General features: G+C 64.7%; 21 protein-coding genes. 12 read left to right on the top strand and 9 right to left on the bottom strand.

Annotated features, from left to right (window positions below; all coding sequences use genetic code 11):
- Window positions 1-3: 3 nt before the first annotated feature.
- Together ACZ1JC_RS00800 and ACZ1JC_RS00795 are read right to left on the bottom strand one after the other, a co-directional pair.
- On the bottom strand, window positions 4-1,896 hold the full coding sequence (locus ACZ1JC_RS00800) for a bifunctional sugar phosphate isomerase/epimerase/4-hydroxyphenylpyruvate dioxygenase family protein (protein ID WP_465139803.1): 1,893 nt from the start codon (window positions 1,894-1,896) through the stop codon (window positions 4-6).
- Window positions 1,897-1,983: 87 nt separating this feature from the next.
- Entirely contained in the window at window positions 1,984-2,940 is a 957-nt protein-coding gene (locus ACZ1JC_RS00795; protein WP_465139804.1) for a LysR family transcriptional regulator, read from the bottom strand.
- Window positions 2,941-3,061: 121 nt separating this feature from the next.
- On the opposite strand from ACZ1JC_RS00795, the gene ACZ1JC_RS00790 reads away from it, so the two are divergent.
- From ACZ1JC_RS00790 to ACZ1JC_RS00780, 3 genes are read left to right on the top strand one after another with little or no spacing between them, the layout of a single operon-like run.
- Window positions 3,062-3,862, top strand: coding sequence for an SDR family NAD(P)-dependent oxidoreductase (locus tag ACZ1JC_RS00790; protein ID WP_465139805.1), 801 nt, complete (start codon window positions 3,062-3,064; stop codon window positions 3,860-3,862).
- 2 nt (window positions 3,863-3,864) lie between these two features.
- The gene (locus ACZ1JC_RS00785; RefSeq protein ID WP_465140254.1) at window positions 3,865-4,380 is read left to right on the top strand and encodes a nuclear transport factor 2 family protein; all 516 of its coding nucleotides are present in this window, start codon (window positions 3,865-3,867) and stop codon (window positions 4,378-4,380) included.
- Window positions 4,377-5,420 carry a zinc-binding dehydrogenase gene (locus tag ACZ1JC_RS00780; protein ID WP_465139806.1) on the top strand — a complete coding sequence of 348 codons (1,044 nt, stop codon included), beginning with the start codon at window positions 4,377-4,379 and terminating at the stop codon, window positions 5,418-5,420. The genes ACZ1JC_RS00785 and ACZ1JC_RS00780 overlap by 4 nt, the downstream gene beginning before the upstream one ends.
- 57 nt (window positions 5,421-5,477) lie before the next feature.
- Here the strand turns inward: ACZ1JC_RS00780 and ACZ1JC_RS00775 are convergent, their stop codons facing one another.
- The gene (locus ACZ1JC_RS00775) at window positions 5,478-6,779 is read right to left on the bottom strand and encodes an ATP-binding protein (protein WP_465139807.1); all 1,302 of its coding nucleotides are present in this window, start codon (window positions 6,777-6,779) and stop codon (window positions 5,478-5,480) included.
- 497 nt (window positions 6,780-7,276) lie between these two features.
- Between ACZ1JC_RS00775 and ACZ1JC_RS00770 the strand changes: the two genes are divergently transcribed.
- From ACZ1JC_RS00770 to ACZ1JC_RS00760, 3 genes are all read left to right on the top strand, one after another.
- Window positions 7,277-9,727 (top strand): TonB-dependent receptor, encoded by a 2,451-nt coding sequence (locus ACZ1JC_RS00770; RefSeq protein WP_465139808.1) that lies wholly within the window; start codon window positions 7,277-7,279, stop codon window positions 9,725-9,727.
- Between the two features lie 206 nt (window positions 9,728-9,933).
- On the top strand, window positions 9,934-11,469 hold the full coding sequence (locus tag ACZ1JC_RS00765; protein WP_465139809.1) for a DHA2 family efflux MFS transporter permease subunit: 1,536 nt from the start codon (window positions 9,934-9,936) through the stop codon (window positions 11,467-11,469).
- A gap of 268 nt (window positions 11,470-11,737) precedes the next feature.
- Window positions 11,738-13,909, top strand: coding sequence for a TonB-dependent siderophore receptor (locus ACZ1JC_RS00760; protein ID WP_465139810.1), 2,172 nt, complete (start codon window positions 11,738-11,740; stop codon window positions 13,907-13,909).
- Here ACZ1JC_RS00760 and ACZ1JC_RS00755 read toward each other — a convergent pair.
- Together ACZ1JC_RS00755 and ACZ1JC_RS00750 are read right to left on the bottom strand one after the other, a co-directional pair.
- The gene (locus ACZ1JC_RS00755; RefSeq protein WP_465139811.1) at window positions 13,899-15,290 is read right to left on the bottom strand and encodes a sensor histidine kinase; all 1,392 of its coding nucleotides are present in this window, start codon (window positions 15,288-15,290) and stop codon (window positions 13,899-13,901) included. The two genes, ACZ1JC_RS00760 and ACZ1JC_RS00755, sit on opposite strands and share 11 nt — an antisense overlap.
- Window positions 15,290-15,970, bottom strand: a complete 681-nt coding sequence (locus tag ACZ1JC_RS00750) for a response regulator (RefSeq protein ID WP_465139812.1) — start codon at window positions 15,968-15,970, stop codon at window positions 15,290-15,292. Before ACZ1JC_RS00750 ends, ACZ1JC_RS00755 begins: the two co-directional genes overlap by 1 nt.
- Window positions 15,971-16,238: 268 nt before the next feature.
- Between ACZ1JC_RS00750 and ACZ1JC_RS00745 the strand changes: the two genes are divergently transcribed.
- The 4 genes from ACZ1JC_RS00745 to ACZ1JC_RS00730 all read left to right on the top strand — a co-directional run bounded on the left by ACZ1JC_RS00745 (window position 16,239) and on the right by ACZ1JC_RS00730 (window position 19,338).
- The gene (locus ACZ1JC_RS00745) at window positions 16,239-17,465 is read left to right on the top strand and encodes a glycosyltransferase family 4 protein (RefSeq protein WP_465139813.1); all 1,227 of its coding nucleotides are present in this window, start codon (window positions 16,239-16,241) and stop codon (window positions 17,463-17,465) included.
- Window positions 17,466-17,471: 6 nt separating this feature from the next.
- Entirely contained in the window at window positions 17,472-18,134 is a 663-nt protein-coding gene (locus ACZ1JC_RS00740) for a DedA family protein (RefSeq protein ID WP_465139814.1), read from the top strand.
- Window positions 18,135-18,251: 117 nt separating this feature from the next.
- Entirely contained in the window at window positions 18,252-18,584 is a 333-nt protein-coding gene (locus ACZ1JC_RS00735) for a hypothetical protein (protein WP_465139815.1), read from the top strand.
- A gap of 43 nt (window positions 18,585-18,627) precedes the next feature.
- Complete coding sequence (locus ACZ1JC_RS00730) at window positions 18,628-19,338, top strand: LuxR C-terminal-related transcriptional regulator (RefSeq protein WP_465148483.1); 711 nt, start codon at window positions 18,628-18,630, stop codon at window positions 19,336-19,338.
- 33 nt (window positions 19,339-19,371) lie between these two features.
- Here the strand turns inward: ACZ1JC_RS00730 and ACZ1JC_RS00725 are convergent, their stop codons facing one another.
- Genes ACZ1JC_RS00725 through ACZ1JC_RS00710 form a run of 4 tightly spaced genes read right to left on the bottom strand, consistent with a single transcriptional unit; the run spans window position 19,372 to window position 23,128 of the window.
- Window positions 19,372-20,208, bottom strand: coding sequence for a hypothetical protein (locus ACZ1JC_RS00725; protein ID WP_465139817.1), 837 nt, complete (start codon window positions 20,206-20,208; stop codon window positions 19,372-19,374).
- The gene (locus ACZ1JC_RS00720) at window positions 20,205-21,572 is read right to left on the bottom strand and encodes a lipopolysaccharide biosynthesis protein (RefSeq protein WP_465139818.1); all 1,368 of its coding nucleotides are present in this window, start codon (window positions 21,570-21,572) and stop codon (window positions 20,205-20,207) included. Before ACZ1JC_RS00720 ends, ACZ1JC_RS00725 begins: the two co-directional genes overlap by 4 nt.
- Window positions 21,572-22,288 carry a nucleoside/nucleotide kinase family protein gene (locus tag ACZ1JC_RS00715; RefSeq protein ID WP_465139819.1) on the bottom strand — a complete coding sequence of 239 codons (717 nt, stop codon included), beginning with the start codon at window positions 22,286-22,288 and terminating at the stop codon, window positions 21,572-21,574. The genes ACZ1JC_RS00720 and ACZ1JC_RS00715 overlap by 1 nt, the downstream gene beginning before the upstream one ends.
- A gap of 39 nt (window positions 22,289-22,327) precedes the next feature.
- Window positions 22,328-23,128, bottom strand: a complete 801-nt coding sequence (locus ACZ1JC_RS00710; protein WP_465139820.1) for a nucleoside/nucleotide kinase family protein — start codon at window positions 23,126-23,128, stop codon at window positions 22,328-22,330.
- A gap of 216 nt (window positions 23,129-23,344) precedes the next feature.
- On the opposite strand from ACZ1JC_RS00710, the gene ACZ1JC_RS00705 reads away from it, so the two are divergent.
- Window positions 23,345-24,013: a response regulator transcription factor gene (locus tag ACZ1JC_RS00705; protein ID WP_465139821.1), complete on the top strand. Its 669-nt coding sequence runs from the start codon at window positions 23,345-23,347 to the stop codon at window positions 24,011-24,013.
- A 10-nt stretch (window positions 24,014-24,023) separates the two neighbouring features.
- Window positions 24,024-25,397, top strand: coding sequence for a sensor histidine kinase (locus tag ACZ1JC_RS00700; RefSeq protein WP_465139822.1), 1,374 nt, complete (start codon window positions 24,024-24,026; stop codon window positions 25,395-25,397).
- Window positions 25,398-25,442: the final 45 nt, after the last annotated feature.

Here is a 25,442-nt window from a genome sequence, read left to right as displayed (position 1 = left end):
GCTCTAACCGAGCGCCTCTTTCGGTCCGCGAAAGCGGTTCTGCGCGGCCAGCCTGATCCCCGCATTCGGCGCGCCATAGCCGGCATAATCCCCGCCCCGTTCGACAAATTCGAAGAAGAACAGCTTGTCGAACGCGCGGCTGTAAAGCTGGCGATAAGGGTTTCCGGCGAGATCCTCGTCATAGAGCACACCGGCCTGTTCCATGCCTTCGCACGCTGCCTGATCGAAGCCGAAGCGAGCGGCGAGATCGTCATAGTAGTTCGCCGGAATGTCCAGCAGTGCAGCCCCTCGCGCACGCATTTCGGCAGAGGCGGCCATGATGCTCTCGCACGTCAGCGCCACATGCTGGAACCCGCCGCCTAGCCCTTGTGCAAGGAAGCGCGAAGACAGCGTCTCACGCGCGTCCGACGCGTTGAGCGTCAGGCGGAAACCGCCGCCCGGCGACTGCAGCGCCTGACTGTGGACGAGACCCGACGGATCGATCACATCGTTCGCATCGCGCCCTTCAAGGCCGAACAGCGCACGCCAATAGAGCTGCCAGGACAGGAACTCGTCATTGTGGACCACGGCGGCAAGGTGATCGATGCTGCACACACCGGCATCGTGAACCTCGCCACCTTCCAGCGCCGGATCGGCCGGCAGCGCGGCGAATTCACGCGCCCACAAAGCTTCCGCGCCGTCATCTTCCACCAGATAGACCAAGCTTCCGCCCACGCCGCGCAGCGCCGGCATCGCCATGCGACCCGGCCGTCCTTCGGGGCTGTAGGCACGAATGCCGAGCGCGGCGGCGCGGTCCATCACCGCTTGCACGTCTCTCACCCGCACGCCGATCGCACAGATAGAGGTGCCGTGAACGATGCGGTAAGACCGGGCGAACCCCTTCGCCTCGGCATTGATAACAAGGTTCACCTGCCCCTGCCGCCAGCGCGTCACCTTCTTGGTGCGATGGCGCCCCACTTCGGCAAAGCCCAGCGTGGCAAACGTCTCGCCCAGACGCGCCACATCGTCCCCACTCGCGGTGAATTCCACGAATTCGGCGCCCAGCGGGGCCTGCGGCGCGGGCATCACCGTTTCCGCGCCCAACAGGCGCTGGGCAGCGTCGCGCACATATTCCAGCGATCGATATCCGTCCTGCGCCACCAGACGCGATGCGGTTGAGCGGAACCGGTCGTTGAAGATCTCCAGCGAAAGCGGCCCGTCATAGCCCGTGCGCAGGATTTCGGCGACATAGCCGGGAAGATCCAGCCCGCCCTGCCCCGGCAGGTTGCGGAAGTGGCGGCTCCAGTAGAGCAAGTCCATGTCCAGCAGCGGCGCGTCGGCCAGTTGGACGTAGACGATCTTGTCGCCGGCAATCTCGCGGATGCTCTCGCTGGGAATGCGGCGCGACAGCGAATGGAAGCTGTCGAGGATGATGCCGATGGCCGGGTGGTCCACCTCCTTGACGATCGACCAGACATCGCGGTGATCGTTGACGTGGCGGCCCCATGCCAGCGCCTCGTAACCGACTAGGATGCCACGCTTCGCGGCGCGATCGCCCAGCTCGCGGAAATCGTCGACGATGCGCTGGCGGTCGCCCAGCGAATGAGGCGAACAGTTGGAGCAGACGAGGATACGGTCGGTGCCGAGTTCCCCCATCAGGTCGAACTTGCGCTCTGCCCGTTCCATGGCGCGGCGGCGCATGTCGCCGGGCATCCCCTCGAAATCGCGGAACGGTTGGTAGAGCGAGCAGGCGATGCCCAGATCGGTCATCAGCGCACGCACCTCTGCAGGGCGCAGGGCCGATCCGATCAGGTCGTTCTCGAAAATTTCGACGCTGTCGAACCCGGCATCCGCCGCGGCTTTCAGCTTTTCTTCCAGCGTGCCGCGCAGGGATACAGTGGCAATGGCGTTCGACATGACGGCCTCCTTCGATGTTCCGTGCCGATATCGGTTGCGTCGTCAGCCGATTGAAGCGCTCCTGTTGCACTATGCCATACCGTCTTGTTATGGTTTTCGCGCTATACCGCCTGTGTTGGCATCGGTGGCGCCGCCGGAGTCCGTATCATCCGGCCGCAACTGCGATGCGACGACGGCCATTACCGCCTGCTGCAACCTGTCGAAATCACCCTTTCGCGCTCGGCGGTGTCGCCGGAAGGCGATATAGAAACCGATCGTCGGTTCCGGATCGATCAGATCCCACCCGCCGAAGCGCCCCTCCGTAATTCCCTGCGCACAATAACTGCGCGGCAGGATCGCATAGCCCGCCCCTTTCGCCACAAGGTCCTGCGTCAACCGTGCCGCATCGACATGCATGTGGACGTTCGGCACAAGGCCCTGCGCGGCGGCGGCGTCCTCTATCGCACCGCCGATACCCAGATGATGCGACGGCACGATCAATGGCAACCGCGCCGCATCTTCGAACCGGACAGGAGCTGCCAACGCGGCATCGAGCGGGCCGATCAACCGCAGCGGTTCCTGGTGCAGCAGGCACTCCTCGATCCTGCCGTCGCGCGCGGCGTCTTCCAGCAGGGCCAGATCGATTACCCCGCGATTGAGCCAGTCGACCAGGCTGCCCGTGGGGCCCTCCACCATGCGCACGGCAATATCGGGCACGCGCCGTTCCAGCCCCATCGCCAGCGGCAAACCAAGCAGGTCCGCCAGCCCCGGCGGCAGCCCGATCACCACGGTGGGCCGCGTGCCCTGACCCGGCCGCCGGATCCCGTCCAGCGCCAGTTCCAGCTCGCGCAGCGGTGCGGCTACGGCGGCACGAAGTTGCTCGCCATCTTCGGTCAGGGTCATCCCCCGAGAGGTTCGGACGAAGAGCTTGACCCCCAAATCCTCCTCCAGCAGCCGCATCTGGCGCGTCAGCGCCGATTGGGCGATCCGGAGCATTCCCGATGATCGGGTGAGCGACCCGTCCTCGGCGATCCGCAGGAAGTAGCGCAGACGTCTGATCTCCATGCCCGTGGTGCTATCTCATATTGAGATGGCAGTCTGCCGCATATTGAAGTGGCGGCATGGCCCCGTGCTTCGATATCCTCCCGGCGAACGGCAACGATCCGGCACGGAAATGGGAGTGGACATGACGATCACGCGGGAACGCTATGGGCCTTGGGCCCTTGTCGCGGGGGCATCGGAAGGAACCGGCGCGGCCTTCGCCCGCCAACTGGCGGCGGCGGGCTTCGACCTGATCCTGATCGCCCGGCGCGAAGCGCCGCTGCGCGATCTGGCCGACGAACTTGCACGCGATCACGGGGTTTCCTGCGTCACCGGCTCCATCGATCTGGCGCAGGACGACGCCGCCGATCGCATGATCGATCTGACTGGCGGGCGCGAAGTGGGTCTGCTGATCCTCAACGCCGGCGCCGATCCCTATGGCGCGCCGTTCCTGGACGGGGCACTGGCGGGCTGGGAGACGCTGGTTGCGCGCAACGTCATGACCACGATGCGCGCCTGCCATCGCTTTGCCGCTCCCATGCGTGAGCGCGGACGCGGCGGCATCATGCTGGTGGGATCGGGCGCATGCTATGGCGGACTGCCGGGCATCGCCGCCTATGCCGGCAGCAAGGCTTTCGATCTGGTCTTCGGGGAAGCGCTCTGGGCCGAGCTGAAACCGCACGGGGTGGATGTGTTGAACCTGATCATGGGCCGCACCGACACTCCGGCGCATCGTGAGCTGATGGAGCGGATGGGCCGGCCCTTCCCCGCCGACTGCGCCTCTGCAGAGGATGTCGCCGCGCTGGGCCTTGCCCGACTGGCGGACGGACCGATCTGCAACTGGGGCCTTGCAGACGACGAAGGCGGCTATGCCGGTATCTCGGCTGCCGCGCGCCGCGCACGCATTCTCCAGATCGCTGCCGCCATGGCCGGACAGGCGGCGTGAGCATGGATAGCGAAGCGATCTTGCGCGACCTGGCGGACAAGGACGCGATCCGCGATCTGATCCACCGCTATTGTCGTGCGGTAGATAGGATCGACGTCCCACTGGGTCATTCGATCTGGCACGAGGATGGATATGCCGATTATGGCGAAGACTTCTATCAGGGCCCCGGCAAGGGCGTGATAGACCGAATCTGCGCCGACCATGCGCGATTGCTCAGCCATTCGCATCAGGTGGCCAATGTGCTGGTGACCGTCGACGGGGATCGGGCCGGCAGCGAGGCCTATGTGAGCGGCACGATGCGGGCACGGCGCGGTGAGGATGTGCTGCATATCGCCGTCTGGGGGCGTTATTGCGACAAATGGGCACGGCGCGAAGGGCGCTGGGGCCTCGTCCATCGCACGGTCGTGTTCGATCACGAGGAAATGCGGGTGGTCACGCCGATGGAGCACCGCAACCGGGGCCTACGCGATCGAAGCGATCCATCCTACGCGGCACTCATGGTGGAGGGCGGACTATGAGAGCCGCCATTATCGAGAACGGCGCGGTCCATGTCGGATCCGTGGACGAGCCGGTGCCGGGCAAGGGCCAGGCATTGGTGCGCACGCATAGCTGCGGCATGTGCGCGTCCGAAGCGCATTTCCTGCACGCCGGGCAGAACGTGATCGACCTGTCCCGCCGCTTCGGCGGGCCTTATGCGGCGCTGGATTTCGCGCGGCCGTTCGTGCCCGGGCACGAATTCGTGGGGGAGGTTCTGGACTATGGCCCCGGCAGCGCGCGCACGGTCAAGACCGGGCGGCGCGTCACCTCCGTGCCGATCATGCGCGCAGGCGGCGGTCATTCGGTGATCGGCTTCAGCCACGAATGCCCCGGCGGCTTCGGCGAACTGATGCTGCTGGACGAAGCCATGCTGATCGAAGTGAGTGACGGTCTGGACGATGATCGCGCCGCGATGATCGAGCCCCTCGCAGTGGGGTTGGAACATGCACGGCGCGGCCGGCCGGAAGCGGGCGACGTGCCGCTGGTACTGGGATGCGGTGCCATTGGCCTTGGGGTGATCGCCGGGCTCAGGCTTGCCGGGATCGGCCCGATCGTCGCTGCCGATTTCCATCCCGGTCGGCGGGAGATCGCGCTAGCCATGGGTGCGGATGTGGCCGTCGATCCCCGCGAAACCAGCCCCTATGGCCCGCTTCCCGGCCTCGGCGGGCGCCGCGTCAATCTGGTCTACGAGAATGTCGGCCAGAAAGGCATGCTCTCGCGCATCATCGCCGATGCACCGTTCGACGGGCGCATCGTCATGGGCGGGTACTGCATGGAGGAAGAGGCGTTGTTCGTCTTCGCCGCGCAGAACAAGCGGCTGAACGTGCAGTTCGCCGGCGGTGAGGAACCGCAGGACATGGACCTTGCCATGCGGGCCATCGCCGATGGCAGGATCGACGTATCGCTTTGGTTGGGCGACCGCATCGGTGTTGACGGCGTGGCCGACGCTATCGCCGCGATGTCGGGGCCTAACGCGCCGGTCCGCACGGTGGTCGATCCGCGTCTCCAGAGCATTTTCTAAATCGGGTGGAATCACCCGATGACTCGGAAAATGCGCTGAAACTGCTCTAACGCGGTCTCAGTCTTCGGCCGCCTCCGGCACCCGGATCCGTGCAACGAACCCGCCCTGCGGTCTTGCCTCGAAAGCAAGCTCGCCGCCGAAACGCATCATCAGTCGGTGCGCCGTCGGAATGCCCAGCCCAAAGCCAGGCACATCCCGACTGCGCGCCTCGTCCATCCGGAAGAACGGTGTCAGCACATCGGCGAAATGATGTGGCGGGATGCCGGGGCCGGGATCGTCCACCTCGATGGTCCAGCCTTCGGCGGCGCGTTCAAGCCCGACTTGCGCCGCGCCGCCGAACCGCACGGCATTGTCCACCAGCGCGCCCAGCGCCAGTTGCACCGGCTCCACATAGGTCGTGGCGATCGCGTGATCCGGTCCGGAGACCTGCACGCGGTCCCCATGCTGCGCCGCGACGGCATCTGCCAGTGCTCGAAGGTCAACTTCGGAGGGATCGCTGGCAACGTGCTGCGCGCGCAGGTAGCCCTGAAGCGATCCGATCAGGCCTTCCATCTCGCCGATACTGGCACCCATGATCTCTGCCAGTTCCCGATCCTCCACAAGATCGGCGGCCACGCGCTGGCGCGCCAGCGGCGTGCGCAAATCGTGGCTGATCGCCTCGAAAGAACGGGCCTGATCTTCGACCAAACGGGCGATACGTTCCTGCATCACATTCATGGCGTGGGCCAGATCGCGCAAGTCCGCCGATCCCTGCTCATCGATTTCAACGCGCTGGCCATGCCCGATGGCATCCGCCGCACGGGCCAGCCGCCGCAACGGCCGCGTCAGGAAGCCCAGCGCCGCCAGCCCAACAGCCAGACACGCCAGCGCGGTCAGCAGGGTCAATACCATGGCCCGCGTCGCCACCGGCCACATCGAGCCAATGTCGCTCGACCGGAAATTCAGCCACGACCCATCCGCAAGGCGCATGGAGCCGACAAGGTCGCGGCGCCCGTCCGGCCCGCCCGAATAGGCCAGGTGAAGTTCGCGGCCCGCCAGCCCCGGCTCCCAGCGTACCACCTCCTTCGCGATCGATCCCAGCGGCCGGGCCGTGGTGGCATGGGTTACACGCGGGCGCGCGGCCACTTCCGCCTCAAGGTGCCGGGTGGACATAACCTCCACCACCTGCTGCGGATCGTTGGCGTGGATCCGCTCGCTCACCACCAGCAGTTCGGCAATGCGCCGGGCATGATCCTCGCGCAGGGTCTGGCGATCGATCGACTGATAGAACAGCAGGCTGCCGGCCAGTTGAACCAGGCCGATCAACAGGATCAGGATCGCGGCCTGCGCCGGCAGGCGCCAGGGGCGGAAACGGGGCACAGGCACCTCTCTCGACCGATACCGCAGTTTCTTGTGCATCTCACGGCAGCGGCATCTTCTGCAAGGCCCTCTCACTGCAGGCGGGATGCGTCAATCTGGCAGGGCGCCCCGGCAATGTTTTGACACAGGCCGAGTCGCCACGACGACAGTTCCGCCGCCGGGCGGTACCTCGCGATATCCAAAAAATTGTACAAAACCGGACATATACGATCCACCCGCAATCACATCCCGCGCCGGCCCATCATCACTGCGATCAGTCGCATGCTGCATACGATCTTCATTGCCCGGATGGCGGGCGCCTGCCTATGGGCCAATTCCACAATCACGAATAGAATTCATATCTCCCAGTATAAATCTGGGTCGCCGTGGTGAGGGCGAAATATTTGACAATTCCAGAATATAAGAATGGAGAGAGCCGCGTGGCCAGTGCATTCAAGTCTCTACCTATAATGTCAGGCGTAAGCCTTATTGCCTTCACCTTGGCATCGGCACCAGCGATGGCGCAAGCAGATAGCAATGCGGAAGCTACCAGCAACGACATTATTGTTACCGCACGCCGCGTTGAGGAACGCCTTCAGGACGTTCCCATCTCCATTACGGCATTCAATCAGGAGCAGCTGGCAGACCGCAACGTCGTCAATGCGCAGGATCTTGCGCGATACACGCCCTCGCTCTCGGCCAATTCCAACTTCGGCAACGAGAATTCCACCTTCGCGCTGCGCGGCTTCGTGCAGGATACCGGCACCGCTCCCTCGGTCGGCGTCTACTTTGCCGACGTCGTTGCGCCGCGCGGTGCATCCAATAACGTGCCTGTCGGCGACGGTGCCGGGCCCGGCAGCTTTTTCGACCTTGCCAATGTGCAGGTCCTGAAAGGCCCGCAGGGCACCCTGCAGGGCCGCAACACCACCGGCGGTGCGGTCATTCTGGTGCCCCAGAAGCCGACCGGCGATCTGGAAGGCTATGTCGAAGGGTCTATCGGCAATTACGACATGCGCCGCATCCAGGCCGTGCTGAACATTCCGGTGATGGACTCCCTGCGCATTCGCCTGGGCGTCGATCACCAGTCGCGCGACGGCTACATCCACAACAACAGCGGCATCGGCCCCAAGGATTTCGGCGACGTCAACTATACCGCGCTGCGCTTCAGCGCGGTGGCGGATCTGGCGCCCAACCTCGAAAACTACATGATCGTTTCCTACAGCCGTTCGAACACGAACGGCACGATCCAGAAACTGATCGCCGCCGATCCCGCGGAAGGCTTCGGCGCTTTCGCCGGCAACCAGCTGACCAAGCAGGGATCAGGCTTCTACGACGCCTGGCAGACGATGGAGACCCCCTCCTCCAAGATCGAGCAGTGGCAGATCATCAATACCACCACCTGGCAGGCCAGCGACACGCTGACCGTGAAGAACATCGCCAGCTATGCGGAACTGCGTGACAATCTGAAATCGGCGCTGTTCGGCACCGATCTCAACACCGCCAACATCGGCCTGCCCAACGGCGCCTTCGGCTTCGCCACCGTCAACCCGATTCCGGGCGGCGCGACCGGCAGCCAGTCCACGCTGACCGAGGAACTGCAGCTTCAGGGCCACGCGCTTGACGATCGGCTCACGTATCAGGGTGGCGGCTATCTGGAAGTCAGCGATCCGCTGGGCCTTTCGGGCTCGCAGTCGCCGGTTTACGGCAACTGCACTGATGTGACGGCGATGATCTGCACCTCGCCGCTGTCGATGCTGCCGGTGCCGGGAATTCCCGCCGGCGTCGTCAACTACACCGCGTCGCGCACCTCGTTCCGCGACGTCGGCCTCTATGCGCAGGCCACCTACAAGCTGACCGAGCAGCTGAAGCTGACCGGCGGCTTCCGCTACACCTGGGATCGCGTGTCCAACGACAGCCAGCTGGTGACCTACACCGGCTTCCCGGCAGTGGGATACGGCGCGCCGACGGACATCTATTGCAGCAACCCCGCCACCAGCAACGCGGCCACGGTGACTTTTGCCAACTTCAACGCCGCCACCGATTGCCGCATCAACCTGACGCAGAAATCCAGCGCCCCCACCTGGGTGATCGACCTGGACTACAACCCGATGCGCGACCTGATGCTCTATGCGAAGTATTCGCGCGGCTATCGCACGGGCACGGTTTCGCCGACGGTTCCGTTGAGTCTTGCCTATGTCCAGCCCGAGAAGGTGGATACTTACGAAGTTGGCATGAAGGGCAGCTTCCACGACTTCCTGCGCAGCACCCTGAACGTCGCGGCGTTCTACAACGACTTCTCGAACCAGCAGATCCAGCTGGACTTCCTGCAATATTCGGACCCAACGGGCGCCACCAACCCGCCCAGCGTCTCGCCCACGACCGCACCTGCCAACGCTGGCAGCTCGCGCATCTGGGGCGTGGAAGTGGATGGCTCCCTCAAGCCGTTTCATGGCCTGACGATCCAGGGTTCCTACGCCTATCTGAATACAAAGATCCGCTCGATCCAGACCTTCTCGGTCGACGGGCCGACCACCGGCTTCGTCGTCTACGGCCAGGCCCGCGTCGGCGATCCGCTGCTGCTTTCGCCGAAGAACAAGTACACGGTGACCGCGACTTACGAACTTCCGCTCGATTCCGAGATCGGTACCGTCTCGTTCGGCGCCACGTTCACCCATTCCGACAAGGCGCTAGGCAACTATTCCAGCCGTTTCTACACCAGCCCCGATCCGGCCACCCAGGCGGAATTCCGCAGCCTGAGCTGGTTGCCTTCCAGCAATCTGCTCAACCTGAACGCCAGCTGGGATTCGATCGGCGGATCGCCGGTGGACCTTTCGCTGTTCGCGACGAACGTCACCAAGGAAAAGTATTACACCTTCCTGCCGGGCGTTTCGGGGACCGGGCTGATCCTCGCCTCACTGGGCGAACCGCGCATGTATGGCATGCGCCTGAAGGTTCATTTCGGCCGCTGATCTTGCGCGGCTGAACGGCAAACAATCCCTCCTTACGGGTGAGCGGTCTTGCACCGTTCACCCCATTTTTTTGCGCCGGCGTGAGTTCGACAGTTCGCCTAAACGAAACACCTGATGCATAGTTCGATCGCTTCGAACGCTCCGGATGGGTCTATGAGGCGCATAGTGATTTTGCGTAACCATCCGATTCGCCGGGTTTCCATCCCATGTTGAGGCCGCGCCGGCGCGGTATCGCCTCGGTCAATGCCGAAGTGCGCGACGGTATCGTGCCGGCGGCCGGCGCCATTGCGATGACGCCGGAGATGGACGCCGCCCCGGCCGCGTCGAACTATCGGCTGATCGCGCTCATTATCGCATCCGCCCTGTTCATGGAGTTCGTCGACGCGACCGTGCTGGCCACCGCGCTGCCGACCATGGCGCGCGATTTCGGCGTTCGCCCGCAAGACATGAGCGTTGCACTCACATCCTACCTGCTGGCGCTGGCGATCTTCATTCCCGCCTCCGGTACGCTGGCGGATCGGTTCGGCTCACGCACCGTTTTCCGCACAGCGATCGGGCTGTTCATGCTGGGCAGCCTTGCCTGCGGCCAGTCGGGATCGCTGGAGCTGATCGTGCTGTCCCGCTTCGTGCAGGGGATCGGCGGTGCCATGATGATTCCGGTCGGCCGTCTGGTGCTGCTGCGCTCCGTCGCCAAGCAGGACATGGTCAGCGCGATGTCCTGGCTGCTGGTGCCGGCGCTGATCGGCCCCATCGTCGGGCCGCCGCTGGGCGGGCTGATCGTCACTTACCTGGACTGGCGGTGGATCTTCTACATCAACCTGCCGATGGGCCTGTTGGGCCTGTGGCTGACCGGCCGCTTCATCGCCAACGTTCGCGAAGAGCGACCCAATCGCTTCGACACCATCGGTTTCGTGCTTAGCGGGATGGCGCTGGGTTGCCTCCTGTTCGGGTTCGAAATGGTCAGCCGGCCGGGACAGGGCGCCTTCGCTGCCGCGCTGATCGCGGTCGGCATCGTCGCCGGCGCGTGCTACATCCGCCACGCCCGGCGTCACGAGGGCGCGATCCTGGACCTTGCCCTGCTGAAGGACGACACATTCCGCCTTTCGGTGATCGCCGGTTCGATCACACGCATCACGCAAGGCGCACAGCCGTTCCTGCTGCCACTCATGATGCAGGTGGGCTTCGGCTATTCGGCGGCCCGCAGCGGCACAATCACCGTGGCCACCGCGATCGGATCGCTGGCGATGAAAAGCTTCGCCCCGCGCATTCTGCGCCGGTTCGGGTTTCGGCAGGCGCTGATCGTCAACGGCGTGGTGGCGACCGCTGGCTATGCGGTCTGCGGCCTGTTCAGCCCCGAGTGGCCCACCTGGGCGATCTTCACGACGCTGGCGCTGGCCGGCTTCTTCATGTCGTTCCAATTCACCGCCTACAACACCATTGCCTATGACGGTATCGACAAGCACCAGATGAGCAGCGCCACGGCGTTCTATTCTACGTTCCAGCAACTCATGCTGTCCCTGGGCATCTGCGTGGCGGCCGTGGCGTTGCACCTTTCGATGGTGGCGCATGGACACGAGACGCCCGTGCTGACGGACTTCTCGACCGCATTCTGGATCGTGACGGCGATTTCGCTTTCCGCGACGCTGTGGAACCTGCGTTTCGCGCCCCATGCCGGCGCGGAAATCAGCGGCCATGCCGCCGAGCCCCGCGCGACGAGCGGGCAGTTGAAACAACAACACTGACGCCGCCAGTCCGGGCGCCAGCCGGGCGACTTGAGCCCGGTGGCGCTCAAGTCGCTGGCAGCTTTCGGCAATTGCGCTTTGCAACGACAGCCGACTCCCCAACGCAGCGAAATCGCGTGGCCCGGTGGCTGGAGTTGTGCCGCTTCTCACCCCTGTGTGCCCATTTTGCTTCGGTCTTCCAGCAATCGCAAGACGGAGCTTCGGTACATCTTGCGAGCCAGTCGCATTATCACTAACAGCCGCCGCGACTCATACCGAAAGGCATCACATGGTTCGAACGACGGTCCGCAGCCGCCTCCTTGCAGGCGCGGCAACTGGCATGGTGGCGATTGCCATCCTTCCCGCAGCGGCACACGCGGCCGCAGCCGATGTCGACGACATCATCGTTACCGGCGATCGTCCCGCCACCGTTGCCCTGTCGGGTACCAAGAGCGATACGCCGATCGTCGACACGCCGCAGTCGATCTCGGTCATCGACGCTTCGACCATCGCCGATCTCGGCATCCAGAACCTCAATCAGGCCCTGCGCTTCGTGGCTGGCGTCACCCCGGAAACGCGCGGTGCCTCGGCCGAAGTCTACGACCAGTTCAAGCTGCGCGGCTTCGACGCACCGACCTACCTCGATGGCCTGAAGCTGTTCGGCAGCGCCTCCGGTTACGCCGTCCCGCAAGTGGACATGTCGCGTCTGGACCGCATCGAAATCGTCAAGGGCCCGGCATCGGCGCTCTACGGTTCGTCAAGCCCGGGCGGTTTCATCAACCAGCAGAGCAAGCTTCCGATCGACCGTGATTTCTACGGTGCAGTCTCCGGATCCTACGGCAACTACAACAATTACCGGTTCGATGGCGACATTGGCGGCAAGGCGGGCGAATCCATTCTCTGGCGCATCTACGGCAGCGTCAACGGCGCCGATGCGCAGCAGGACTTCGGCAAGCGTCGCCGCCAGACGGTTTCCGGCGCGGTGACCTTCGGCGCCGGCAGCCCCACCACCTTCACCGTGCTGGGCGCCTATTCGCATGATCCGTTCAACGGCAACTATGGCGTGTTTCCCGCCAGCGGCACGCTGTTCGACAATCCGAACGGCAGGCTGCCCACCAGCTTCTACGGCGGTGAGCCGGGCGACTTCTTCAAGCGCGAGCAGGCGGCTGCCACCTACATCTTCCGCCATGAATTCAATTCGGACTGGGCGTTCCGCTCTTCGGGCCGATACCAGTACGTGAAGAGCAAGCTGGGCATCGTCTATACTTCCGGCTCGCTGGTGACCGGCAGCACCACCGATTTCAACCGTGCGTCCTATGCGACGACCGAACACCTCAACAACTGGACGTTCGACAACCAGTTGACCGGCAAGTTCGATACAGGCCCGCTGCGCCACAGCGTTCTGCTGGGCGTGGACCGTCAGGTTGCGCATTCGGACGAACTCTTCGCGTTCGGCTCGGCCTCGACGATCAACGGCTTTGCGCCGGTCTACGGTACGATGCCCACGCCGCAGAACCCTTATCTGGTGCCGGGTTACGACGCAGACTTCAACTACGATCCGAACACGCTGGTAACGCCGACCTACACCGAAGTCCGCCAGCGCCAGCAGGGCGTCTATCTGCAGGACCAGATCTCGGTCGGCGGCCTCAACGTGACGCTCAGCGGCCGTCAGGACTGGGCCCGCCAGGAGCAGGACGGCGCCGTCCAGAAAAACAAGAAGTTCACCTGGCGTGCTGCGGCGCTCTATAAGACGAGCCTCGGCATCTCGCCCTACGTGACTTACTCGACCTCGTTCGAACCGCAGTCGGCGCAACTTGAAAGCGGCGATCTGGCCAAGCCTTCGCTCGGCAAGCAGATCGAGGCTGGCGCCAAGTACGCAATCCCCGGCACGGACATCCTGCTGACCGGCGCGTGGTTCCAGATCAACCAGACCAACGTGGTGGTCTACAACCCGGTCTCGTTCGCCGCCTTCCAGTCGGGCGAAGTACGCTCGCGCGGTGTCGAGTTCGAGGCGAGCGGCTCTCTGCCTTACGACTTCAAGTTCCGCGCGGCCTTCAGCACGCAGAACGTGAAGGTGCTGGAAGACGAAAACCCCGCCAACGTCGGCAAGGGCCTTGCCACCGTGGGCAAGGGCGGCATTTCGGCAAACCTCGCGTGGGAGCCGAAGGATGGTTCGCTCTCCGGCCTGTCGATCGGCGGCGGCGTTCGCCATGTCGACAAGGTCTACGCCGGCAGCCTTGACGGCACGACGTCGATCTACACCCCGTCCTACACGGTGTTCGACGGGCTGATCCGTTACAACCTGGCGAAGGTGAGCCCCGATCTTGCCGGGGTGACGCTGGGCCTCAACGCCGCGAACATCTTCGACAAGAAGTACCTGACCAGCTGCTTCGCAGCCTATTCCTGGTGCTGGTACGGCAACCGCCGCACCGTGCAGGGCACTGTCGGCTTCACCTGGTAATACGCGCGCCCGCATGGCCATCCAGGCCATGCGGGCGCTCCGTTTCGGACGGTCGAAACCTCAGCGTGAACACCGTGCCTTTCGGCACATTCGCGCAAACCTCCAATCGGCCGCCGACCTTGCGCATAAGCTCGCTGGCGATCGCCAGGCCAAGTCCGGAACTGCGTGAAAGATCGCGCCGAACCGCCTCGAAACGCTGAAATATCTGCGCGTCCGACGCGTGCAGGCCCGGCCCGGTGTCGGCAACATGCACTTGCGCACCGGGGCCGACCGTCACCGTGACATCGGTACCCGCCGGCGTATGCCGCGCCGCGTTTTCAAGCAGCGAATCCAGCGCCCGGCCCACCAGATGCTCGGACGCGCAGGCCATGACGCAATCCTCCCCGACAATCTCCACCCCGTGGTCCGTTGCGATCAGCAGGGGCGCGATCGCCGCAACGCGGTCCTCCACCACGGCCCGCAAGTCCACCACGTCGTCCGGATCGCACGCCATCGCATCGACTTCAGCCACCAGCAGCAGCCGCTCCACGATCGCCTCCACCACATCGATCTGCCGCAGCATCCTTGCCTGCACGTCCGACGTGCCGCCCAGTTCGCCGGTCTGCGCCACCAGCAGGCGCAGGATGGCCAGCGGCGTGCGCAGTTCGTGCGCGGCATCGGCGGCGAATTCGCGCTCGATCCGGTAGGCATCCTCCACCCGGTCCAGCGCCCCGTTGAAGGCACGCAGCAGTGGCAGAACTTCCTCCGGCATCCCTTCGGTGTCGACGCGCTGTTGCAACTGATTGGGAGAAACCTGCTCCACCTCGCGAGAGGCGCGCTTCACCGGTGCCAGCGACTGACGAATGATATAGGTATCCACGGTAAGCAGGCCGATCAGGAAGATCGCCAGCAAGCCGCCGCCCACCATGACGATCTGCGCGCGAAGATCGTCGAAGATCACGTCCGGATGGTCCAGATTCTGGACGATGACGATCCAGCTTCCAGGCTCGCGCGCCATCGGCACGCTGACTCCGGAGTAGATCTTGGAGCCGCGAACCCGCCGGAAATAACGGGTCGTCCGCCGCGTCGGCACGGCCAGGGAGGGATCGGATTTCAGATTTTCGATCGCGATGCGATGCCCGCGGTCCTCCACCCAGAAGCTGAAGCTGCTGCCCCCGCCGCGCAGTCCGGCGGCGGCAGCCTCCGATATCGTCCAGCCGCGGGCATTGCGCTCAAGCCCCGCCTGCATCTTCTGCACGTATTCATCCAGGATCTGCCGCTGCAACCGGTCGCCCGTACTATCTATCAGCACCCACGCGCCCACGGCGGCGACAACGGCGGTGATCAGCGTGGCCGCCGCATGAAGGACCAATATCCGCCGCAAGACGGACGGTGTGCGCATCAGGCCTCCAACTCGGCACGCAGCAGGTAGCCGAGGCCGCGCACGGTGACGATCTCCGCCCCGCCGTCCAGCGCCATCAGACGTTTGCGCAGGCGGTGTACGGTGACTTCGGCCGCGTTCGAAGAGAATTCGTCCCCCAGGCCGAAAAAGGCGGATTCAATCTGGGTCTTGCGCACCACCTTGTCCCGATGGCGCATCAGCAGGTCCAGCAGTTGCACCTCTCGCGGGGCGAGCACGATCGTCGCATCCGCCACGCGCAGGGTCTGGGAGGCGACATCGTAGCGCAGGCGGCCGCAGGCGATCTCTCCCCCCTGTTCGCCCATGGCCCGGCGCAGCAGCGCGGCAACGCGGGCAATCAGTTCCTCCGCCGCGAAAGGCTTCGAAAGGTAATCGTCCGCACCGGCATTCAGCCCGGCCACCCGATCCGCGATGGCCGATCGCGCGGTCAGGGCCATGATCGGCAGGAAGTGCCCGGCGGCGCGCAATTCGCGCAGCAGCACGATGCCATCCTCATCGGGAAGCCCCAAATCCAGCAGCATCGCCGCATGATCGCCGGCGGCAACGAAAGCGCGCGCATCCTCTGCATTGGCGACGATGTCGTTGGCGAAGCCCGCCTGTGTCAGATGCTGCCCGATCAGTTCGGCAAGCTCTGCATTGTCCTCTACGATCAGCAGCCTCATCCGCGCCCGCCGCTGGGTCGGGGCAAGCGCGCACGGGCCACGGCCGGCGCATCGAAGCCTTGGTTCGCCATCATCCCACCCCTATCGCGGCGATACGATCGGCACGCAACAGATGCATCGAAAGAACTGCCCGCTGCCGTAAAAATGACCCGAAAACGCATATATACGCTCCATAATCGCAAGCGGTCTTGTAAGGTTGCCGTAAGCTGGTTGCGGATAGCTGAACCGGGTGGCCGCGTCTGGCGGCCGAGCCTTTGCAAATCGAAAAATGATACCGAAGATCGACAACTTGCCCGATGGCCTCCTGACAGGCAATGCGTACCGCCACCCTCGCATCGCGCTGTTTTCCGGAAACTACAATTACATACGCGATGGCGCGAACCAGGCGCTGAACCGTCTGGTAAACTATCTGGAACGGCAGGGCTGCGCCGTCAGGGTCTATTCTCCCACATCAACAGTGCCCGCCTTCGCGCCGGAGGGCACGCTGGTATCGGTTCCGTCGATCGCCATTCCCGGCCGCGGCGACTATCGCCTGGGGCTGGGACTGCCGCGCGCCATCTGCGCCGATCTGGACAGCTTCGCGCCCGACCTGATCCATGTTTCCGCCCCCGATTGGACCGGAAGCGCCGCCCAGCGCCATGCCCGCAAGGCCGGCATTCCGGTCGTGGCCAGCCTGCATACGCGGTTCGAGAAATATGCCGCCTTCTACGGCGCCAGACTGCTGCGCCCCGCCATGGAGCGCCACCTTGCCCGCTTCTACCGACGCAGCGATCGCATCCTGGTACCGACGCCCGGCATCGCCCGCGAATTCGAGGAAGCAGGCCTGGCTGCCCGCACTCGGCTTTGGGGTCGCGGTGTCGATCGTCGTCAGTTCAGCCCGCAGAATCGCGACATGCGCTGGCGCCGCGCGGCCGGCATTGCCGATGGCGAGATCGCCGTGCTGCACTTCGGCCGCCTTGTCCGCGAGAAGGGGCTGACCGAATATGCCGCGCTGTGTCGACGCCTGCTGGACGAAGGCCTGCCGGTGCGCCCCCTGGTGGTCGGCGACGGTCCCGAGCGTGGCTGGCTGGCGCGCAAACTGCCGCAGGCGCGCTTCGCCGGACATTTGATGGGCACGGATCTCGGCCGCGCCGTCGCCAGTGCAGACATCTTCCTCAACCCCAGCATGACCGAGGCGTTCGGCAACGTGACGCTGGAGGCCATGGCCGCCGGCCTGCCCACCGTCTGCGTGGACGTGCCAAGCGGGCGCAATCTGCTTCAGGACGGACCGGGCGTGCTGTTCGCGCCGGGCGATCTGGATGCCGGACTGACCGCATTGCGGCAACTGGTCACCAACGCGGAAGAACGGCGCGCGATGGGCGCCTATGCTCGCACCGCCAGCGCCGCCTATGACTGGGACAGCGCCTCGCACCAGGTATTGGAATGCTATCTTGATGCGCTGGGGCGGCGGCCATATTGGCATGCCGCGCGGCGTGCCATGGCGGCAGCTGCCTGACCGCCGATGGAGAACCTGATCGATCAGGCCGGCCAGTTCGTCGCGACCCACGGGATTTGGGCCGGCCCGGTCGTGGGCCTGCTCTGTCTGGGTGAATCGCTGGCCATCGTCGGCCTGTTCGTTCCGGCTACTGCGGTAATGCTCGCCATCGGCGGCCTGATCGGGGCGGACGCTCTGGATGCCTGGCCGATCTTCCTCTGGGCCGTGGTCGGATCGATCGTGGGAGACTGGCTTTCCTACCTGTTCGGCAGCAGGATCGGCCCCAAAGTCTATCGCCGCTGGCCGCTCAACCGGCATCGTCCGGCAGTGGCCCGCACCCGGCTGTTCTTCCGCAAGTACGGTTTCGCGGCCGTTTTCATGGGCCGCTTCCTTGGTCCCATCCGGGCGACGGTGCCGCTCGTCGCCGGGGTGCTGACAATGCCGAAACGTCCGTTCCAGATCGCCAACATCGCCTCGGCCGTGCTCTGGGTGCCGCTGATGTTCGCACCGGGCTATCTTGCGGCAGGTCCGCTGGGAGAGATGCTGTCGATCAACGAGGGCCATCTCGTGCTGTTCGGCTTCGGGGTTGCCGGGATGGCGATGGCAGCGACGCTGCTCGCTTCGCGCCGTCTTGGCCGCAGGACCCGCAAGCGCGGGACGGAGCGGCCCACAACCGCGAAGCCCCTGTAAGGTCGCCGTAAGCCAAGCAGGGGTAGAATCGAAGGGCAAGGCGCGGAATGGCGGGGGATCTGCCCGGCGCGTCAAGCAATTGTCCAGGCGCCATCCGCGCCAATGGCTGGGGACATCATGACCCACGAGCTGATTTCGACGACGTGCGTATCCGCAGGCGACGGCTTCTATGTCTCGCCCACCATGCAAGGCCCCATGGCGCACGAAGGGCCAAAGGACATTTCCGCTCCCGACGGCATGGACCAGGTGATCGCCTGGCGCATCGACACATTCCGCATCGCCGGCGACGAGGTGCCGATCTCGACGATCTGCCCGATCACCATCAACGGATCGATAGACACCTCCGATTTCCGCATTTTGCGGCCAGACGGCAGGGTCGAATATCCGGACGGGTCCTCTCCCCGCGGCGGCCAGCCATTCCTTCACCTGGTTCACGGCAAATCCCGCTGATCCCCTCCTCCCGAATTGCGCCATGACGAAGGGCCATGCCATCATGTCTACCGCGATATTCGTTTCCGTAAGAAATTCCCTCGCCCACGAAGGGCTGTGCCGCATTCTTTCCGATGCCGGCTTCCCGCACATCGAAGCCGTCAAGAATCTGGCGAACTTCTCCCCTTCCGCAGCGGCGCGATACGAGAACCCGATCCTGATCGTGGACCGATCGCTGTGCGAGGTCGATGGCCCCGGGGCCCTGAACGCCCTGATCAAGCATTGCTCCCGCCTGCGGGTCGTGGTGCTGGTGGAAACTTTCGACTTTGCCGAAATGACGGCGCTCTACATGGCCGGCGCCCATGCCTATTTTCTGATCAACTCACCCTGCCAGGCGCTGGTGGCCATGATGCAGATGGTGGCCATCGGGCAGAAGGTGGCGCCGCCGGAGATCATCGATCTGGTCGGCCATATGCTGATCGTCACCAGCCGGACTTCCCCGAACAAAGCGAACCTTGCTGCCTTCAACTTCAACGATCGCGAGCGGGAGGTTCTCGAAAGCCTTCGTGACGGCCTGCAGAACAAGACCATCGCCTACGACCTCAAGGTCAGCGAGGCAGCGATCAAGGCCACCGTCAAATCGATCCTTACCAAAATGGGCGCGCGCAACCGTACGCAGGCGGCCGTGATGGCGCGCGAAATGGCGTTCTACGAACCGCAGATGCCGGGCATGGTTTCGCAAGCACAACTGCGCCAGGGCAGCCGCGACCACTAGGGTCGCGCACTGCGCGTTCTCATTCAGGGCCGGTCAGGCCGCCTGGAACGGATTGCGGGCGACCAGTACCTCCAGCCGGTCCGCAATATCGCGCGGCATCGGGAAATCGTCCGCATGATAATCGCGCTGCCCGGCACCCGCCTGCTCCACCAGATCGTCGTGCATACTGCCCATTAACCCGTTGATCGCACTCAGAAAGCGAGACATGCGATGGACCCGATCGTCGGGCCGCAGAGTGCGCATCGCGTCATAGAACGAGACCTGCCGGCTGACCACCTTGCGCATCATATGGAAACGATGACCGGTCAGCGGCCCATCTTTCAGCCAGCCCTGCAGGCGCTGGAATTCCGCCTTGTGAAAGGCGCGAAAGCCTTGCGCGTCATCCAGTTCCACGCGTCCGACTTCGTGCTGCACCGCCATCCAGACCGGACGCGAAAGCAGTATCCGCAATGCCAGCGCATAGCCGGTTACCGCCCATCGCCGGCGGCTGCGGAAGGCATCCTGCAGATGGCCCATGGCAGCCACGGTCACGCCGAACAGCAGCGGAACCTTGTGCCGCCGGCCGTAGAGTACCAGCGCGAAGCGCATCTGCTTGTACGCCGCGCGAATATTCTTGTAGCGAACCCGCGCATCATGCGGCAGGTCGCCCGAAAACAGCAGAGCGCTGACGAGATCGCGCATCTGTACCCGGTCCGCCCCTTCCCGCCAGAACTGCAGGCAAAGTGCAAAGCAGTTGCGCATCACCTCTTCATCGCAGACGACCGGGATCGGATCGGGCAGGCTGACCTCCGGATCGACCACATCGTTCATCTCGACCGCCAGGAACATCGCATCCAGTGTTTCCCGCGGGAAAGTGCGCGCCGCCGTCATGCCCGCGCGCCTTGCGTCATCACCGACACCAGCTTGTCCCGGCCGTGATAGGCGCGCACCGTGGGCAGCAGCATCAGCAGTGCCTTCAGCGACACGCCGGCCACATAAGCCAGACCCGCGCCGGTAATCCCGAACAGGTGAATCAGCACGAACAACAGCAGCGCATAGCCTGCCGCTGCCGTCCCCTCCGCCGCCAGTGCCGACCGCTGGCGCCCGGCCATGTAAAGCAGCGATTCAAGCGGGAAGCTGGCCATTGTGACGATGAGCGACGCAGTCATCAACTGCAGCAGGTCGTAAGCCTCGACATAGCGCTTGCCGAAGACGAAGCCGATCACGGGCTCTCCCCCCAGGATCACCACCAGCAGGATCAGCAGACCCATGCCGCCCGAGATCAGCGCGCTGCGAATGGCCAGTTGCCAGGGGTGACGGCTGGCCGGGTCGAGCCGCATGATCTCCGGATAGAAGCTGCGCGACATCAGATCGGCCGGCTTGCTGGCGGAATCGAAGAAGGTTGCCGCGATCTTGAACAGGCCGGCACTGGTCGGCCCCAACATGGCGCCGACGATCAGATTGCTCACCGGCCCCCATGCGGCCCATACCGAGTGCGCGATATTGGTGGTCCACACGAAGTCCCACGCTGCCGGAAGCCGCCGTCCCGGTCCCATCAGCCCCGGCCGCAGCGCGCCGCGAATGCCGCGCCGGCGCAGTTCGATCACCGACATGACCCACAGGCACAAGTCGCCGGCAAGGTCCGCCACGAACCAGGTCACCATGAAGCCAAGGAAGCCCAGATTGCCGAAATAGGATATGGCTCCGCCGATCGCGCGCAAGGCAGGAGTCACCAACTGCTGCAACGCCAACTGGTCGAACCTGTCGAGCACGCGCAGGATGCCGGTGGGCGTGGCCGCCGTCATCGTCGGGATGAGCAGGCAGTAGAACATGGCCATCTGCACATCTTCGGCCGGAATGTCGAACCAGTCTGCCAGGAACGGCAGCAGCACCAGTCCGCCCACCAGTCCGACAAGGCCGCTGGCAAGGTCCAGCCCGAAGGCAAAGCCGGTAACATCGCGCAGTTCGTCGATATCGCCGCGCCCCATCGCCGGCGTGCCATAGCGGACGATGAACTGCCAGGTCTGGAACTTGACCAGCGCGCCCACGCCGTTGGCGTAGGAATGGATAATCACCAGCGTGCCGAACAGCGCCGGCGTCATGCCGCGCCCCGCGCAGGCCAGCGCCACGAGGCCCAGCAGCGCCGCCACCAGCTTGCCGGATCCAAGATAGGAGGCATTGCGCACGATCGTGCGGAACACCCCGTCGGCAAACCAGTGTTTCACGGTGAAGGATTTCGCGGTCAGAGACTTCATCAGGCCGCCTTCCGTCCCGCCGCCGGCTCAAGCAGGGCAAGGCGCGCAAAGACTGCGGCCTTCGCCTGTAGCAGCACCTGCTCCAGCGGTTGTTCGGCATCGATCTCCACGATCGGCGCGCCCTCGAACGTCAGGCGCGGCACATCCGCGACCTTGCGCGCCAATGAAGACTGGCGATGATCCGGCTTGCGCGAGATCGCTACATCCAACGACACGTTCAGGCGCAGCACCAGATCGGGGCGCGTTTCCGCCATGGCCCGATACTGGTGCAATTCGCTGCGCGCCAACAGGCCGACAAGCCCGGAGCGCGGCGCAGCCACATTGCAGGCAGACAGGCCCAGCCCGTCCATCGGGCCGGGCAGGTTCACTTGCGGAAACCTGTCTGCAACGATGGCATGGCCGGCGCGGCGCAGCCGCATCATGCGGTTGAACCGCCGCACCCGGCGCATCGAAAAGGCATAGATCACCAGCGCCGCAAGCAGCCCCGGCCCGGTCTCCGCCTGGGCCTTGCGCGCCTTTGCATGAATGGATTTGTCCAACTTGCCGCCCAGCAACGGCAGGCGCGCGATGCGGCGGCCGATATTGCCGGACTGTTTGCCCAGATGGCAGAGCCGCGTGGGCCGATCCTCGTTCATCCAGGCGCAGAGCGCCTCCGTCACGGTGGACTTGCCGGAACCGTCGCAGCCGACGACGGCGATAAGGGGGGGAAGGGTCATGGCGTTACGCGTGGTGCTTCTTCATCGTGGGGAAGTTCATCAGCTCTGCAGCCCATGGCGGCGCAGCACGGCAAGGACGGATGCCAGCACCTCGTGATAGGGCCGCGTGGCATCGACATCGACGATCTGGGCCCCGGCGAAGCGCAGCGTCGGCACGACGGCCAGCTTCTTTTCCAGCATGGCGCGTTCGTGATCGGCCTTGCGTGCAAGCGCCGTATCCACATCGACATTCAGGCGGATAACCACCGTCGGGCGATAGGCGGCCATGCCATCGTATAGCGCGCGTTCGCGCCGGGCGAGGCGCTCCACCAGAGCCGATCCCTTGCGCGTCCATGACAGGCCGGGGCCGTCGAAACTGCCGGATACTTCGGCCTGCGGATAGCGGTCTGTCACCACCTGCACGCCGTTGCGGCGGAAATCGATCACCTGCTGAAAACGGCGATGCCGCGCGAGCGAGAAGCCGAACATCGCCAGCGCCGTCACCAATCCGGGCAAGCGCTTGTCCGGGCCGGAGCTGCTCTTGCCGTCATGCGCCTTGCGCGCCTTTCCGGTCAGGAATCCTTCGACCAACCGGCCGATCACCGGAACTTCGCCGATCTTGCGGCCAAGGTCGCCGGTGCCCAGCCCCAGATACATCGATCGGGTGGGCGCTTGCCGGTCCAGCAACATCACCAGATCGCGCGTCAGCGTGGATTTGCCCGAACCGTCGCAGCCGATCAGCGCGACGCAGGGTGCCAGGCCGGATTGCGACCGGGCGGATGGTTGGGTGAATGAAGTGTCGAACGATGTATCGAGTGAGGAACGGGTCGCGATCTCACGCGGAGACTTGTGAAGGGTCATGATATCGTTGGCCGGTCCTGCCGTCGGGCCGGGGCGGTATCGCCGCGGCGGGGGCTCATGCGTTCGGGTCGAGCAATCGTGCCTAGGCCGCGAAGCTGATGCGAAGCTGATGGCGCGGAAATGTTTTTTCGCCATTTGACGGTCGGCCCGAAGCTGGCGTAATCCGGCCTCTCGCGCCCCTTCCTGCGGCGCTCAACCTGGCCCGGAGAGCCGATCTTGCCCCGTCTGCTGGTCGCGGAAGACGATGCCGATCTTGGCCCCGCAATGAAGCGGGCGCTGGAACTCGACGGCTATGTCGTCGATCTCGTCGCGCGCGGGGATGACGTGCTCGCCGCAATCGGCACCGCCGCTTATGACGTGATCCTGCTGGATCTCGGCCTACCGCACACGTCCGGCATAGAGGCGCTGCGCACGCTGCGTTCCGCCCGCAACGAAACTCCGGTCATCGTCATCACCGCGCTGGACCGCACCGCACACCGCGTTGCCGGGCTGGATGCCGGCGCCGACGACTATGTGGTCAAGCCGGTCGATCTGGAGGAACTGGCCGCCCGCATCCGCTCTCAACTGCGCCGGCGCGACCGCCGCCATGGCGACAGTGCGAGTGTGGGCGGCGTCACTCTGGACTTCGCCGGCCATGTCGCCAGCCGTGATGGCGAGGAAGTACCGTTGACCGCCAAGGAATTTCGCGTCCTCGCCCTGCTGATGCGGCGCGCGCGGCGGTTCGTCTCCAAGGCCGATCTGGAAGGCGAGCTTTACGATCAGGATCAATGGGTGGAATCGAACACGATAGAAGTCGCCATCTCCGCCCTGCGGCGCAAGTTCGGGCGCGACTTCATCCGCACCGCGCGGGGCCTTGGCTACATGGTCGGAGGATCGGATTCATGAGGCGCAGCGCATGAAACGCGCTTCGCTTTCCACCCGGCTCTATCGCCGCGTGCTGGTGCTGCTGGCGCTGACCGGCCTTGCCATGGGTGCCGTGCTCTATTCGGTGGCGGCCAAGGAAATCGGCCGCGCGTCCGATGCCCAGCTCGTGAACGCATCGCGCCTGCTCTACATGATGATGCAGGACGAACTGACCGCCGGCGTGCTGGCCGCCCGCGGCAAGGGGCTGGAGGGCACCACCGACCCCCTGCTGTCCTCGGAAGAAAAGCGCGCGTTCCACGCCTCCTACGACTGGTGCATGTTCGCGGTGTTCTGGGAAGGCCGGCCCGTGGCCCAGTCCGGCTGGGGGGCGCCGGTCGACCTGGTGCCGCGGCAGCCCGGCCTGCACGATTTCACGGCAGTCGGCGATCGCTGGCGCAGCTATGGCCTGCCCGGCCGCGATGCGCGGCTGCTGGTGGTCGTGGCGGAACGTGACTCCATGCGCGAATTTCCACTCGCGCCGATGCTGCGCAAGCTGGCTCTGCCCTTGCTGCTGCTGATGGCGGCGGCGATGATCGTGCTGTGGCTGACCTTGCGCAAAAGCCTGTCCGAAGTCGAAAGGTTGGCCTCGTCACTCAACGCACGTTCGCTGGCCGATCTGACGCCGCTGGTTCCCGAGGACTGGTCACGCGATCTGGGTCCGCTGATAACCGCGCTCAACAAGCTCTTTGCAAGGCTGGAACAGGCCTATGAACTGGAGCAGGCCTTCACCGACGATGTGGCCCACGAACTGCGCACGCCGCTCGCGGCGATCCGCGCACAGGCGCAAGTTCTGGCCCGGACCGCGCCGGATGCGCTGCGTGACGAGCTTGCCCGGCTGTTGGCGACGGTCATGCGCGCCAACCAATTGGTGGGTGGCATGCTGACGCTGGCGCGCCTGAACGCCACTGCCGTTTCCGCCCGGTCCATCGATGTGCACGCCATCGTTGCCGACGTAGTGGCCGAAGCGGTGGTCAACCTGCCCTGCGACGCGATCGAGTTCGCCGTCCTGCCCGATCACGTGGTGCGCTGGCAATGCGACCCCGGATCGCTGCAGATCGCGCTGACGGCGGTGATCGACAATGCCGTGCGCCATGCCGGCGATGGCGGCCGCATCGACATCGCCATCGTGCGGACGACCGATCACCTCGTCATCACGGTAGGCGATCGGGGCAGCGGCGTCGCGCCCGATGATCGCGCGCGATTGCTGCGCCGCTTCGAGCGCGGGCCGTCGGTCAGTCCGGGCAGTGGCCTCGGCCTGTCCATCGCCGTCAAGGCGATGACGCTGGCCCGAGGGACGATCCGCCTGGAGGACCGTCAGGACGGGCCGGGCCTGTTGGTGGTCCTCACTCTTCCGGCTCCCGATTGAGCACAATGCAGCCGACCAAATTTTAATCGCCAACGCGGTTATTCC

The sequence above is a fragment of the Sphingomonas sp. BL-S-28 genome, from assembly GCF_055521515.1.
Note: the sequence above shows the minus strand (reverse complement) of the source record. Positions and strands in the feature narration are given on the sequence as shown.